This window comes from Streptomyces sp. NPDC127119 (genome assembly GCF_042677425.1).
GTDB lineage: Bacteria > Actinomycetota > Actinomycetes > Streptomycetales > Streptomycetaceae > Streptomyces.
Window position 1 is genome coordinate 1 of record NZ_JBHXTO010000194.1, and the last position, 13,971, is coordinate 13,971.

11 protein-coding genes and 1 pseudogene are annotated in these 13,971 nt (G+C 72.5%); 9 read left to right on the top strand and 3 right to left on the bottom strand.

Annotation, left to right across the window (positions count from 1 at the left end):
- The first annotated feature begins 131 nt into the window (after nucleotides 1-131).
- From ACFVH5_RS40805 to ACFVH5_RS40815, 3 genes are all read left to right on the top strand, one after another.
- Nucleotides 132-1,055 carry a glutaminase gene (locus tag ACFVH5_RS40805; protein ID WP_385838737.1) on the top strand — a complete coding sequence of 308 codons (924 nt, stop codon included), beginning with the start codon at nucleotides 132-134 and terminating at the stop codon, nucleotides 1,053-1,055.
- Between the two features lie 123 nt (nucleotides 1,056-1,178).
- Complete coding sequence (gene mptB / locus ACFVH5_RS40810) at nucleotides 1,179-2,585, top strand: polyprenol phosphomannose-dependent alpha 1,6 mannosyltransferase MptB (RefSeq protein WP_385838739.1); 1,407 nt, start codon at nucleotides 1,179-1,181, stop codon at nucleotides 2,583-2,585.
- The gene (locus ACFVH5_RS40815) at nucleotides 2,582-4,057 is read left to right on the top strand and encodes a glycosyltransferase 87 family protein (RefSeq protein ID WP_385838740.1); all 1,476 of its coding nucleotides are present in this window, start codon (nucleotides 2,582-2,584) and stop codon (nucleotides 4,055-4,057) included. The genes mptB and ACFVH5_RS40815 overlap by 4 nt, the downstream gene beginning before the upstream one ends.
- A gap of 59 nt (nucleotides 4,058-4,116) precedes the next feature.
- Here ACFVH5_RS40815 and ACFVH5_RS40820 read toward each other — a convergent pair.
- Nucleotides 4,117-5,022 (bottom strand): annotated as a pseudogene (locus ACFVH5_RS40820) (D-alanyl-D-alanine carboxypeptidase family protein); the annotation flags it as partial.
- A gap of 113 nt (nucleotides 5,023-5,135) precedes the next feature.
- Nucleotides 5,136-6,281, bottom strand: coding sequence for a transcription termination factor Rho (gene rho, locus ACFVH5_RS40825; RefSeq protein ID WP_385838741.1), 1,146 nt, complete (start codon nucleotides 6,279-6,281; stop codon nucleotides 5,136-5,138).
- Between the two features lie 366 nt (nucleotides 6,282-6,647).
- Between rho and ACFVH5_RS40830 the strand changes: the two genes are divergently transcribed.
- The 5 genes from ACFVH5_RS40830 (at nucleotide 6,648) to ACFVH5_RS40850 (ending at nucleotide 11,176) form a co-directional block, all read left to right on the top strand.
- The gene (locus tag ACFVH5_RS40830; RefSeq protein ID WP_385838742.1) at nucleotides 6,648-7,835 is read left to right on the top strand and encodes a flavin-dependent monooxygenase; all 1,188 of its coding nucleotides are present in this window, start codon (nucleotides 6,648-6,650) and stop codon (nucleotides 7,833-7,835) included.
- A gap of 39 nt (nucleotides 7,836-7,874) precedes the next feature.
- On the top strand, nucleotides 7,875-9,164 hold the full coding sequence (locus ACFVH5_RS40835) for a cytochrome P450 (RefSeq protein ID WP_385838743.1): 1,290 nt from the start codon (nucleotides 7,875-7,877) through the stop codon (nucleotides 9,162-9,164).
- 139 nt (nucleotides 9,165-9,303) lie between these two features.
- Nucleotides 9,304-9,645: a YciI family protein gene (locus ACFVH5_RS40840; RefSeq protein WP_385838744.1), complete on the top strand. Its 342-nt coding sequence runs from the start codon at nucleotides 9,304-9,306 to the stop codon at nucleotides 9,643-9,645.
- Nucleotides 9,642-10,937, top strand: a complete 1,296-nt coding sequence (locus tag ACFVH5_RS40845) for an RNA polymerase sigma factor (protein ID WP_385838745.1) — start codon at nucleotides 9,642-9,644, stop codon at nucleotides 10,935-10,937. The genes ACFVH5_RS40840 and ACFVH5_RS40845 overlap by 4 nt, the downstream gene beginning before the upstream one ends.
- Nucleotides 10,938-11,002: 65 nt before the next feature.
- A complete protein-coding gene (locus tag ACFVH5_RS40850) occupies nucleotides 11,003-11,176 on the top strand; it encodes a hypothetical protein (protein ID WP_385838746.1) in 174 nt (57 codons plus the stop codon).
- A 20-nt stretch (nucleotides 11,177-11,196) separates the two neighbouring features.
- Here the strand turns inward: ACFVH5_RS40850 and ACFVH5_RS40855 are convergent, their stop codons facing one another.
- On the bottom strand, nucleotides 11,197-12,780 hold the full coding sequence (locus ACFVH5_RS40855) for an alpha-amylase family glycosyl hydrolase (RefSeq protein WP_385838747.1): 1,584 nt from the start codon (nucleotides 12,778-12,780) through the stop codon (nucleotides 11,197-11,199).
- Between the two features lie 163 nt (nucleotides 12,781-12,943).
- Here ACFVH5_RS40855 and ACFVH5_RS40860 point away from each other — a divergent pair, with 163 nt between their 5' ends.
- Nucleotides 12,944-13,678, top strand: coding sequence for a class I SAM-dependent methyltransferase (locus ACFVH5_RS40860; protein WP_385838748.1), 735 nt, complete (start codon nucleotides 12,944-12,946; stop codon nucleotides 13,676-13,678).
- The last annotated feature ends 293 nt before the right edge of the window (nucleotides 13,679-13,971 follow it).

A 13,971-nucleotide genomic window follows, 5' to 3' on the forward strand; every position in this document is an offset into this window, starting at 1 on the left:
GTACCTGGGGGCGCGGGGAACTGCGCAGTCTTTTGCTTTTCAGGGGCGCGGGGAACGGCGCGGGTGACCCCCACTGACCCTCACCGACCCGCACCGCAGCGCACGGAGTGCCCCGGCGGCAGAATGTGATCATGAGCTCGCCTCTGACCTTCCAGCCCGTCCTGGACCGCATCGCCGCCGAGATCGCGCAGACCCCCGGCCGCGGCCGGCCCGCCGACTACATCCCGGCCCTCGCCGCCTGCGACCCCCGCAGCTTCGGCATGGCCGTCGCCGAGCTGGACGGCACGGTGTACGGAGTCGGCGACTGGCGCCAGCCCTTCTCGACCCAGTCCATCACCAAGGTCTTCACCCTCGCCCTGGACCTGGCCCACGAGGCCGACGAACTCTGGGAACACGTCGGCCGCGAACCCTCCGGCAACCCCTTCAACTCGCTGGTCCAGCTGGAGTACGAGAACGGCATCCCCCGCAACCCCTTCATCAACGCGGGCGCCCTCGTCGTCACCGACCGCCTGCACACCCAGACCGGCGACGCCGCGGGCACCCTCCTCGACTTCCTGCGCGCGGAGAGCGGCAACGAACACCTCGCCATCAACGAGGAGGTCGCCGCCTCCGAGTCCGCCCACGGCGACCGCAACGCCGCGCTGGGCCACTTCATGGCGGCGTACGGGAACATCGGCAACCCGGTGCCGGTCCTGCTCGACGAGTACTTCCGGCAGTGCTCCGTCGAGGCGTCCTGCGCCGACCTCGCCCTGGCCACCGGCTTCCTCGCCCGCCACGGCATCCGCGCCGACGGCACCCGCCTCCTGTCGATGAGCCAGGCCAAGGAGGTCAACGCGGTCATGCTCACCTGCGGCACGTACGACGCGGCGGGCGAGTTCGCCTACCGCGTGGGCCTGCCCGGCAAGAGCGGCGTCGGCGGCGGGGTCATCGCCGTCGTCCCCGGCCGCTGCACGGTCTGCGTCTGGAGCCCCGGCCTGGACGGACACGGCAACTCGGTCGCGGGAGTCGCCGCACTGGACCGCTTCACCACCATCACCGGCCTGTCGGTGTTCTGACCGGCCACCCGGACCAGCTGTCCGGACGGCCGTCCGGGTCGGTAAGACGGCGGTCATGCTGCGGCTGCCGCTCCGAGGCGGACGCGTCGCTTTCCGGCCATCCCGCATTGACACGCTTACCGAGTGTTGGCCAAGGGTTTCACCGTCGATCTGCGTCGCTGTCAGCTGCTCGGGCTCGCGGGCTCGGTCGTCCTCGCGGCGGGAGGCGAGACGGCCGGCGCCCTGCCCGTACGGGAACTGCCGTCGCTCGCGTCCGGACGGGCGGCACTCGGCCTGGTCGGCGTGTACTTCGGAGTCGTGCTGCTCATCGCCGCCTGGGCGCTGCTGGGGCGGGTGGTCCGAGGACCCGAACCGCCGACCCCGCGTGCGCTGCTGGTCGTCCTCGCCGTGTGGGCGATCCCCCTGCTGCTCGCTCCGCCCCTGTTCAGCCGGGACGTCTACAGCTATCTGGCCCAGGGCGCGATGGTCGACGCGCACCTCGACGTCTACACGCACGGCCCCGCGATCCTGGGCGGGCCCCTCGCGGACGAGGTGGCGCCCGTGTGGCGACGGACCGCGACGCCGTACGGGCCCGTCTTCCTCGCCGTGGCCTCCGCGCTGTCCGGGCTCACGCGGGGCGAGGTGCCCGCCGGGCTGTTCGGCATGCGGGTCGTCGCGCTGCTCGGCGTGGCCCTGATGGCCGCCGCACTGCCGAAGCTCGCCCGGCACAGCGGCGCCGACCCCGCCGCCGCGCTGTGGCTCGGTGCGCTCAACCCGCTCGTGCTGCTGCACCTGGTGGCCGGAGCGCACAACGACGCCATCATGCTCGGCCTCCTCGGCGCGGGACTGGTGGCGGCCCTCGGCCGCTGGCCCGTCCTCGGCGCCGTCCTCGTCACCCTGGCCGCGCTGGTCAAGGCCCCGGCCGTCCTGGGGCTCGTGGCCGTCGTGGCGCTCCAGATGCGCGCCGGGCGGGGCATGACGCGGTCCGTCGCCACGACCACGGCCGCCGCCCTCGCCACCACCGTCGCCGCGACCGCCGCGGCCGGTACGGGATACGGCTGGATCGCCGCGCTGAAGACGCCCGTGTCCCCGCACAACTGGTCGCCCACCAGCCTCCTCGGCCGCGCCACCGGCGACATCCTGCGGGGTCTCGGCAGCGATCTCGCCCCGTACGCGCTGCCCGCCTGGCACGCCCTGGGCCTCGTACTCACCGCCGTCGTGATCGCCGGCATCTGGCTGCGCCGCCCCCGCGTGAGTCCCGTCTACGCGCTGGGCCTCAGTCTGGCGACGGTGGCCGTGCTCGGCCCGGCCATCCGGCCCTGGTACGCGCTGTGGGGCCTGTTCCTGATCGCCGCCGCGGCGCCCAGCGCGTCCGTACGCCACCGGGTGGCCGCCGTGACCGGAGCACTCGCCCTCGCCGTCCTGCCGAGCGGCGGACCGCCCGACAGCGAGCAGCTGGCGCTCGCGGTGTCGGGCGGGATGCTCGCGCTGGTCGTCCTCTGGCAGGCGCACCAGACGTCGAACGCCCCCGTCCTGGGGCGGACGGCATGAGGCTGCCGCGCACCGACCGGGGGCGGCTGCTGTTCGTCCTCGCCCTGACCACCGCCGTGACCGTCTTCACCGCGACCGTGCCCCTGCTGCGGGACTGGTTCGATCTGCGTGTCTACCACGGAGCCGTCGACACCTGGGTCCACCACGGCGGGCACCTCTACGACTACCGGGTGCCAGGGACGACGTACGGCTTCACCTATCCGCCGTTCGCGGCGGTCAGCATGCTGCCGATGGCGCTGCTCGGACTGCACACCGCGATCGCCGTCGGTCTGCTGCTCAACCTCGCCGCGACGGCCTTCGTCCTGCACACCCTGTACGTGCTGACCGGACGCCGGCTGCGCCGGTACGGCCTGTTCGGGCTCGCCGTGGGTCTCTGCCTGCTCGCCCTGCTCGAACCGGTCCGCGACACCTTCAGCTTCGGCCAGGTCAACCTCCTGCTGCTGGCCCTCGTCCTCGCCGACGCCCGGCTGATCGCGCACGGGCGGAGCCGCTGGGCGGGCGTCGGGATCGGTCTCGCCGCGGCGGTCAAACTCACGCCCGCGATCTTCATCGTCCTGCTGCTGCTCGCCCGGCGCCCGCGCGCGGCGGCCACCGCCACGGGGGTCGCGACGGCCGCCACCGTGTTCGCGGCCCTGGCCGCACCGGAAGCCTCCCGCTTCTACTGGACCGACGCGGTCTGGGACACGTCCCGTATCGGCCGCCTCGCCTATGTCTCCAACCAGTCGCTGCAAGGCGTACTGGCCCGTCTCGCCGACCCCGCCGAGCCGAGCCGTGGCATCTGGGCGCTGCTGGCGCTCGCCGTCCTCGGGGTGTGGATGTGGCGGGCGCGCCGGGCCCTCGCCGGCGGGGACGTCCTCGGCGCCTTCGCCCTCACCGGGCTCGCCGCCTGTCTGGTCAGCCCCATCACCTGGGTGCACCACCTCGTCTGGCTGCTGCCCTCGCTGGTGATCCTCGCCGAGGCGGGCCTGCGCCGGCGGCGCGCACAGTTGCTGTGGCTCGCCGCGGCCCTGTACGCCCTGCTGTGCAGCAGCGTCGTGTGGCTGTGGTTCGACGACGCGTCGGGCATCGGCGGCTTCGTCGGCAGCAACGCGTACGTGTGGATCACCCTGGGGCTGCTGCTCGGGCTGCCCGTCGGTCAGCGCCGGGCGGCGGAGCGTCGGCCGTGGAGGCGCAGGGCCAGTGCCACGGCACCCGCGCCGAACACGGCGGCGCCCACGAGCGTCCCCGCCGTCGCCAGCCCGCCTCCCGGACCGTCGGAGTCGTCGGCGGCCGTGTCCGCCGCCGAGGGACCGGCCGGTGGGACGGCGGCCGGACCGGGACCGGACCGTGCCCCGGCCGCCGGACCCGCGGTGGCCCGCGACACGGGACGGGGCAGGAGCGACCCGACCGGATCGACCCGGCCGGTAACCCCGAAACCCCAGTCGAGCAAGGAGCGCGCCTCCTCGTACACGGCGAACCTGCCGCCCTCCTGAGGGTTCATCACGGTGACGACGAGGGTGTGCCCGCCCCGGCGCGCGGCGGCGACGAGCGTGCTGCCCGCCTGGGTGGTGGACCCGTTCTTGATGCCGATGAGCCCCGGATAGGGCGCGACCCCGTCGGCGCCGGAGAGCAGCCGGTTGGTGTTCTCGATCTCGTACGCCCAGCCGTCACCGGGGAACTTCGCGCGGACGGTGGCGCAGTAGCGGACGAAGTCCGTGTTGCGGAGCCCCGCGCGCCCGAAGACGGCCAGGTCGTACGCGGACGACACCTGGCCGGGCATGTCGTAGCCGTCGGGTGAGACGACCCGGGTGTCACGGGCGCCCAGGGAGCGGGCCTTGGCCTGCATCTGGGCGGCGGTGGCGCGCCAGCCGCCGTTCATCTCGGCGAGTACGTGGACGGCGTCGTTGCCGGAGTTGAGGAAGACGCCCCGCCACAGGTCGGACGCCCGGTAGGTGTGCCCCGCGCGGACTCCGACCAGGCTGCTGCCGGGGCCGATGTCCGCCAGGTCGGCCTCGGTGACGGTGTGCCGGACCGCGGAGGGCAGCACCGGGAGCACGGTCACCGCGAAGAGGGTCTTCAGCGTGCTGGCGGGCGGCAGGGCGAGGTGCGCGTTGTGTGCCGCGAGTACGTCGCCGGTGTCGGCGTCGGCCACCAGCCAGGACCGCGCGGACATCTCCTGCGGTACGCCGGGCGCTCCCGCCCGCAGCCGGACCTGTGTCCCGGGACGGTCCAGCGTCGGAGGCGGCGAGGGAGGCGAGGACGACGAGGCGGGCACGGGCGGGGGACTGGCGGTGTTCGGAGTGGGCCCGGTGTGTGCGCTGCCCGTCCCGGCGCGAGGGGCGACGGCCGTGTGCGCCCCGCCGAGGGCCGCGACCGGTGCCGGCACGAGGGCGAGCGCCCCGACGACGCAGAGGGCGGAGCAGGAGACGGCCGTGCGGGCAGGGAGTCCGATGGTCATATCGCAAACGTAGGAACGCGCAGGTCGCAAGGCGAACTGCCTCGGCCGAACGGGGCTGTCGAACACCCGGATGCCGCAGCGGACGCCGATGCGCGGCAGGTGTTCCCGGCCGCCTACTGGCTACCCGGCACCGTCTGCTGGACCTGCCTGAGGAAGGTCGCGTTGTCCGGGGTCTGCCGCATCCGGTCCAGCAGGGTCTCCAGGCCGGCCTGGCCGTCACCGCGGGAGTGCAGGGCGCGCCGCAGGCCTCGTACGGCCGCCAACTCGCCTGCGGGGATGAGCAGTTCCTCGCGGCGGGTGCCGGACGGGGTGATGTCGACGGCGGGGAAGACGCGCCGGGACGCGAGGGTGCGGTCCAGCCGGAGCTCCATGTTGCCGGTGCTCTTGAGCTCCTCGAAGTAGTAGTCGTCGGCACGGGAGCCGGTGTCCACGAGGGCCGTGGCGATGATGGTGAGCGAGCCGCCCTCCTCGGCGAGCCGCGCGGCGCCGAAGAGCCGCTTGGGCCCCTGGAGCGAGCCCGCGTCGACACCGCCGCTGAGGGTGCGGCCGCCCGCGGAGGCCGCGTTGTTGTGGGCCCGGCACAGCCGGGTGAGCGAGTCGAGCAGGATCACGACGTCCTGGCCCGCCTCGACGAGCCGCTTGGCACGCTCGACGGCCAGTTCGGCCAGCGCGATGTGCTGCTTGGGGCTCTGGTCGAAGGTCGAGGCGAACACCTCGCCGCGGACGGACCGGCGCATGTCGGTCACCTCCTCGGGGCGCTCGTCGAGGAGCACCACCATCAGATGGGCCTCGGGGTGGTTGCCGGCCACGGCGGCGGCCAGCTGCTGGAGCAGTACGGTCTTGCCGGTCTTGGGCGGGGCGACGATCAGGCCGCGCTGGCCCTTGCCGATCGGCGCGACCAGATCGACGAGGCGGGTGGTGAGTCCGCCCGCGGGGTGTTCGAGGCGCAGCCGCTCGCGCGGGTGCAGCGGGGTCAGATCACGGAAGTGCGGACGGCCGCGTGCCTCGTCGGCGGGACGGCCGTTGATCCGCTGGATCTCGGTGAGGGCGCGCTGCCGGCCGCGCAGTCCTTCGATGCTGTCGCCCTTGCGCAGGCCGTACCGGCGGATCAGCGAGGCGGAGACCTGAAGGTCGGCCGCGCCGGGGAGCAGGTTCTCGGCGCGCAGGTGGCCCTGCCCGTTCGAGGTGAGGTCGAGTACGCCGGTGGCCTGCTCTTGGTCGGTGACGGGAGTGGGCGGGCGTTCTAGTGTGGTGGTCATGATGGATGTCCTTTCGCGGACGGATGGTTGACGTTCTCGGATGGGTCGTGCGGTTGGGGGAGAGGCCGGAGCAGGAGCGGTGATCTCACGCCCTGCACGGCGGAACGCGTCACTTCTCGAACCGCGTACCGCTGACGGACGCGGTACGGAAAGAGCTCTGCGGAGAGAGGTGCTGCGAAGAAGATGCTGTGCGCCGGTCGGAATCGACGGGCGGACCAGCGGGAGAAGAGGAAATCTGCACCGGCGCCTGGAAGCAGGCGTACACAAGTGCTGATTGCACTGTAGCACCCTCTCGTCCGGTGGCGCCGGAAGCGGCCGGATCCCGGGGCGTTGACACAGGTGGTGCCACGCGCCACGGTGGTCGGCATGGCCGATGCCGGGATCGTCGCTCGCATACGGGAACTACGGCCGCTGATCAGACAGAACGCGCTGCGGGCCGAGCGCGACCGGCGGGTGCCGGACGAGGTCGTCGCCGCGCTGAGCGGTACCGGGGTGCACCGGATGAACGTCCCCGCGCGGTACGGCGGTTACCGGACCCCGCTGCACACCCAGGTCGACGTCTTCGCCGAGATCGCCCTCGAATGCGCCTCCACGGCATGGGTGACACTCAGTCAGGCCGGAGTCTCGTACATCGCGGCGCTCTTTCCCGACGAGGCGCAGGACGACTTCTTCACCGGACCGGCCGGACCCGACGTCAGGATCGGCGGCACGCTCGTCCCCGGCGCCACGGCGGTGCCGTACGACGGGGGCTATCGGGTGGACGGTGCCTCGGGCTTCGCGACCGGCTGCCATCACGCGGACTGGCATCTGCTGACGGCCGCGGTCGTCCCCGCCGACGGACGGCCCCGGGAAGGGCCGCCGGAGGTGCTGTGGGTCGCGGTGCCGATGTCCGAGCTGGAGATCCTCGACGACTGGGACACCACAGGTCTCGCCGGTACTGGCAGCAACACGGTGGTGGCCCGGAACATTCCCGTCCCCGCGCACCGGGTGCTCCCGGTCGGCCCGATGCTGGCCGGACGGACCCCGTCGAAGACCAACGCGGACGATCCCTTCTACCGCATGCCCGTGCTGCTGCTCTTCTGCGCCTGGACGGCGGCGGCCGCACTGGGCCTGGGCCGGGCGGCGCTGACGGAGTTCGACGAGCGCATCCACCGGCGCGGCATCACGTACACCTTCCACGAGCGGCAGGACGAGGCCACCGTCACCCATCTCACCTTCGCCGAGGCGCGGATGAGGATCTCCGCCGCCGAACTGGTGGCTGCCCGGCTGATCGCCGAGATCGAGACCAAGGCGCGCGACGGCGACGCGTACACCCCGCTGGAGCGGTCCAGGATCCGTGCCGAGTGCGGCTATCTCACCCGGCTCTGCAAGGAGGCCGTCGAGCTGCTCGCCTCGGCCGCCGGCGCCTCCTCCCTCCAGCGGTCCGTGCCGCTGCAGCGCATCGCCCGTGACATCAACGCCCTGACGCTGCACTCCTTCGTCAACCCCGCCACCAACCTGGAGATCTACGGCCGCGTACTCTCGGGCGTCGACCCGGGCACCCCCTTCCTGTGACGGCCTCCGACTGCCGTCGACCGCAGTCAGGAGATCGCGTTGGACAGCACGGCAGCCGAACCGTCGAACGACCCGTCAGGTACATCCGGTACGTCCCGTGCGTCCGGGGAGCCGCACCGCCTCGACCCGGCCGGCGGCTGTCCGCACGCCGACAACGCGCGCCTTCTCGCACGCGGAGCCGTGGCGTCGGTCGTCCTGCCCGGCGGGGTGGACGGCGTGGCGGTGCTGGGGCACGAGGCGCTGAAGGAGTTCCTGGCTCACCCCCAAGTCGCCAAGAACGCGGGGCACTTCACCGCGCTGCGGGAGGGCCGCATCGCCCCCGGATGGCCCCTTGCCACCTTCGCGACGGTACGGGGCATGACGACCGCGGACGGCGACGACCACCGGCGGCTGCGGTCCCTGGTCAGCAAGGCGTTCACCGTTCGCCGGGTCGAGGAACTGCGCCCGCGCGTCGCGGAGTTGACCGAGGAACTGCTCGACGATCTGGAGCGTGCGGCCCGCGACGGCGGGGGAGTCGCCGATCTGCGCGCGCACTTCGCGATGCCGCTCCCGATGGGCGTCATCGGTGAACTGCTGGGCGTGGACGCCGAGTTCCGCGAGCGGCTCCACCACCTCTCCAGCCAGGTCGTCGCCACCGACATCGGGCCCGAGCGCGCGCTGGCCGCCAACCGGGAACTGATGGCCGTCCTCGGCGCGGTCGTCGAGGCCAGGACCGAACGGCCGGGCGACGACCTCACCAGCGCGCTGATCGCCGCGCGTGACGAGGGCGGCGACCGGCTCACCCACGAGGAACTCCTCGGCACCCTGGTCCTCATGATCATCGCCGGGCACGAGACCACACTGAACCTGATCACCAACGCCGTACGCGCCCTGTGCGGCCACCGTGACCAGCTGGCACGGGTCGTGCGGGGCGAGGCGGGCTGGGCCGACGTCGTCGAGGAGACGCTGCGCTGGGACGCGCCGGTCAGCTACTTCCCCTTCCGCTACCCCGTCGGCGACCTGACCGTCGACGGCACCGTCATACCCGGAGGCACACCCGTCCTCGCCGGCTACTCGGCCGCGGGCCGAGACCGGGCCGCGCACGGCCCCGACGCCGACCTCTTCGACGTCACCAGGCCCGCCGGGCCCGGCGCCGCCCGGCATCTGTCCCTCGGCCACGGCGCCCACTACTGCCTGGGCGCCCCACTGGCCCGGATGGAGTCCGCCATCGCCCTGGAACGCCTGTTCACGCGCTTCCCCGGCCTCGGCCTCGCCGTGCCCGAGGCGGACCTCGCCCGCAGCGCCAGTTTCGTGGGCAACAGCGTCCAGACACTCCCCGTACGGGTGTGACGCCGGCCTGCCGGAGCAATCATGGAGGGCCGGAGCAATCATGAAGGGTGTGTCGATCCGGACCGGGCCCGTTCGTCGGTGGGGTGCGAGGACCCCTGCACACCGGGATCGCCACCATGCGTCACCACCGGGAGGAACCATGAAGTACGTGATGTTCATCTGCACACCCGTCGACGGTGAGGAGCTGAGCCCCGAGGAGATCGCCGACGACCCCCGTTTCACCTCGTACATCGACCATGTGCGCGCCGGCGGCATGGTGAAGGGCGGCGCGCGGCTGCGGCCGGCCGCCGACGCCACCACCGTCCGCGTCCGGGGCGACGAGGTACTGCTCAGCGACGGACCGTTCGCGGAGTCCAAGGAGTACATCGCGGGCTTCGACATCATCGAGGTCGCCGACCTCGACGAGGCCATCGCGCTCGCCTCCCGCCATCCGGCCGCGCTGGGCGGTGGATCGGTCGAGGTGCGACCGATCTGGGAATGAACGGCGCCGAGGAGGTGGAGAAGGGCGCGGCGGCGGACGGCGTCGAGGAGGCCGTCGCCGCCGCCTTCCGGGAGGAATGGGGCCAGGTCGTCGCCACCCTGATCCGGGTGACCGGCGACTGGGACCTCGCCGAGGAGTGCGCACAGGACGCCTTCACCCAGGCTCTCGACCGGTGGCGGCGCGACGGGGTGCCGCGCCGCCCCGGCGCCTGGCTGACCACGACCGCGCGCAACCGGGCCATGGACGTGACGCGCCGCAGGGCGGTGGGGGCGGCGAAACTGCGGGAGGTCGCGATGCTGGCACGGGACGGGGGACCCGGCGGCCCGCAGGACCCGGACTCCGACGACGACAGCGGGGTGACGGACGACCGGCTGCGGCTGGTCTTCACCTGCTGCCATCCCGCGCTGCCCGTCGAGGCCAGGGTCGCCCTCACCCTGCGCACCCTCGCGGGGCTCACCACACCCGAGATCGCCCGCGCCTTCCTCGTTCCCGAGGCGACGATGGCGCAACGCCTCGTGCGGGCCAAGCGGAAGATCCGCAACGCCGGCATCCCGTACCGGGTGCCGCCCGCGCATCTGCTCCCCGAACGCACGACGGGGGTGCTGGGCGTGCTGTACCTGCTGTTCAACGAGGGGTACGCGGCCTCCTCCGGCGCGGACCTGATCCGTACGGACCTCTGCGCGGAGGCCATCAGGCTGGCCCGGGTGCTGGCCCGCCTCATGCCCGACGAGCCCGAGGTGCTCGGCCTGCTCGCGCTCCTGCTGCTGCACGACGCCCGGCGCGGCACCCGCGTGGACGCGGCCGGGGAACTGGTCACTCTGGAGGACCAGGACCGCACGGCATGGGACCGGGCGGAGATCGACGAGGGCGCCGCCCTGCTGGAGACCGCGCTGCGCCGGGGGCGGCCGGGCCCGTACCAGATCCAGGCGGCCGTCGCGGCCTGCCACACCACCGCGGCCACGGCACAGGACACGGACTGGGCGGACATCGCCGGTCTGTACGCCGAGCTGGAACGCCGGGTCCCCTCGGCCGTGGTGCGCCTCAACCGCGCGGTGGCCGTCGGCATGGCCGAGAGCCCCGAAGCAGGGCTGGTCCTCGTCGCGGACCTGGAGGAGGCCGGCGAACTGGCGGGCTACCACCTGCTGCCCGCCACCCGGGCGGACCTCCTGCGGCGCACGGGCCGCCTGGAGGAGGCCGCCGAGGCGTACGGGCAGGCGCTGGAACTGGTGGAGAACGACGCCGAGCGGCGCTTCCTGCGAAAGCGGCTCGCGGAGTGCCGATCGGGCCGGTAGGTGTCGATCCGGCCGGGGGCCGTTCGTCGGTGGGGTGTAGGTACCCCACCGACCTGGAGGATCCGATGACCACCACCGTTCCCACCTGGCGTACCGGCCGCCTGCTCGCTCTCCTGTCGACGCGCCGTCCGGGGGCCGCGCGACCCACGCCGAAGCGGGCCGCAGACCTCGGCAAGGGCGGCCCCGGCGAGATCGACGGCCCGGCCGTCTGGCTCGCGGGCCTGCGGCTGATGGGATGAGAGGCTGCCGGGCCGAGCGGCTACGGGGTCAGCTCGAAGATTCCGTAGCCGAACGCCTCCGCGGTGACCGTGCCACCGTCCGCGACGACTCCGGACGCTTCGAGGGCCCGGCCGGGACGGAGGTCCCCGAGCGGGCAACTCGTCGGCTCCTGGCGGGGGTTGACGACCACCAGATACCGTCCGCCGCGTACGTGCACGAAGGGGTGGCCCGCGTGCACCACCTCCACCGAGCCGTCCGGGCCGAGTTCGGGCGTGGACGTGCGCAGGGTGATGAGACGGCGTACGAGGTGGAGGAGGGACGTGTCGTCGGCGCGCTGGGCGGCCACAGTGGGGCGGCCGGGATCGGGGTCGACCGGGAGATACGGGTGCGCGGACGTGGAGAAACCGGCGTTCGGGCCGTCGTCCCACTGCATCGGCGTACGGGAACCCGCGCGATTGTAGGCGGGCCCGAGCACACTGCCCTCCGTGTCGGGGAGGTCCGGGATGTACCGCATACCGATCTCGTCGCCGTAGTAGATGGCGGGCAGGGTGGGCCAGGTGAGCTGGAAGACGAAGGCGACCGGGAGCTGTTCGGCCGAGCGCGGCCCGCAGTTGAGACGCGAGAAGTCGTGGTTGGCGGTCGGCAGCGAGATGAAGCCGCTGTCGCCGAGGGCCGTCGACGCCTGCTGCCAGGCCTCGACGAAGGGCCGCGGTGAGCCCTTGCCGCTCGGGTCGAAGAAGCAGTCGAGCGGATCCCAGTCGAGGTTGACGGTCCCGGAGCCGTTGCTCCACAGCGAGCGCAGCGCCAGGCCGTCCGTGGGACCGCCGAACTGGAGGAAGAAGTCCGTGTGGAACCCCGCCGGGACGGACACCTCCGGCTCGCCCCACTCCGAGAGGATCACCGCGTCCGGGTGCGTACGGTCCAGCCAGTGACGCAACTCCGTCCAGACCTTGCTCGTCTCCGCCTTGCCCGGGTCGTCCTTGACGAGCGAGGCCGCCATGTCGACGCGGAATCCCGACAGACCGAGGCCCAGCCAGTGGTCCATGATCGTGCGCAGCGCCTCCCGGTTGGCGCGCGGACCCTCCGCGTCCACCGGCTGACGCCACGGTTCGGCCGGACTCATGCGCGCGTAACCGAAGTTGAGGGCGGGCTGGAAGGCGAAGAAGTTCGGCAGATACGCGCCCGGACGGCTGCCGGGCGAGTCCACGAAACCGTCCGGGCGGCCCTCGGCCGTCCAGATGTAGCGATGGTCGCCGGGATCGTCCGCCGACGCCGTGAACCACGGGTGCCGGTCGGAGGTGTGCCCCGCGACCAGATCGAGGAGTACGCGGATTCCGTGGCCGCGCGCCCGGTCGACGAGCTCGGCGAGGTCGTCGTTGGAGCCGTAGCGCGGGGCCACGTTCAGATAGTCGGAGACGTCGTACCCGGCGTCCCCGAACGGCGAGGCGAAACACGGGTTCAGCCAGACGGTGTTCACCCCGAGCCAGGCCAGATGGTCCAGCCGCTCGCAGATGCCGTCGAAGTCGCCGATCCCGTCGCCGTTCGAGTCCGCGAACGACTGCGGGTAGATCTGGTAGAAGACCGCGTCGGCCAGCCATGCGGGTGCGGGGCGGAAGGAGCTCATGGGGCAGGTACAGCCTTTCCCTGGGCGGAACGTCCTCGATGTCGAGGGTGACAGTGCCCGGCAGTGTCCGAAAGGCCGCGCCGTGGCCAGAGCCCGGACGGGAAGCCCCGGGAAGCCACGGAAGTCCTCGGGGAACCCGCGGGAAGCCCTAAGCTGATCGACGATGTTCACCCCTCAGGGCCCCACATTCCGCGAACTCGCCGTGCAGGCGCTGTCGTCCGTCGAGCACGGCTACGACCTCCTCGCACCGAAGTTCGACCACACCCCGTTCCGTACGCCGGACTCGTTCCTGCGGTCCGTCGCGCGGGCCCTGACGGACATGGGGCCGTTCGGGCGCGGGCTCGACCTGTGCTGCGGCACCGGCGCGGGCATGGACGTGCTGGGCACGGTGTGCCGGGACAGCGTCACCGGCATCGACATCAGCGCGGGCATGCTCGCCGAGGCGCGACGGCGTGAGCGGCCCGGCGGACCGCCCGCCGGCTGGGTGCGCGGCGACGCCCTCGCCCTGCCGTTCGGCCCGGCCTTCGACCTGGTCGTGAGCTTCGGGGCGTTCGGACACTTCCTGCCCCGCGAACTGCCCGGCCTGTTCGAGCAGGTCCACTCGGTGCTCAGGCCCGGCGGCCGGTTCGCCTTCCCGATCGTCGCCCCGGCCCCGCCCGCGTCGCCCGGCTACTGGGCCATGCTCGGCTTCGACGCGGTCATGAAGGTGCGCAACGCGGTGTGGCGTCCGCCGTTCGTCATGTACTACCGCGAGTTCCGGCTGGGCGACGTGCGGCGGGAACTGGCCCGCGCCGGTTTCACGGTCGAGCTGCACGCCCTGCCCGAGTTCGGCCGCAGGGACGACGGCAGCCCGCGCTGCCGGATGGTGGTGGCCACAAGGCCCGGACCAGCGGTTTAACCGCTCCGGGAGCACTCCGGGGGCCGCTCCTGCCCCCGGTTCCACCGCGGTGCGCCGTACCGGCGTATGAGATCCGTCAAGAGCGCGCACAACGGCGTCAGGGAGCCGTCAACGTGCGCCGCCAGCGGTTCCGTCGGATGTTTGCTCTGAAGGTCAAGGCGTTCGGCCGGTGCCCTGGCGTGGTACCCCACGGCACCCGCACCCCCACCCGAACCAGATTAAGGAGCTCACCAAGGCCGACAGTATAATATAAAAAAAATACGCAGCCGAAGAATTATGGAGTGTAGATATAG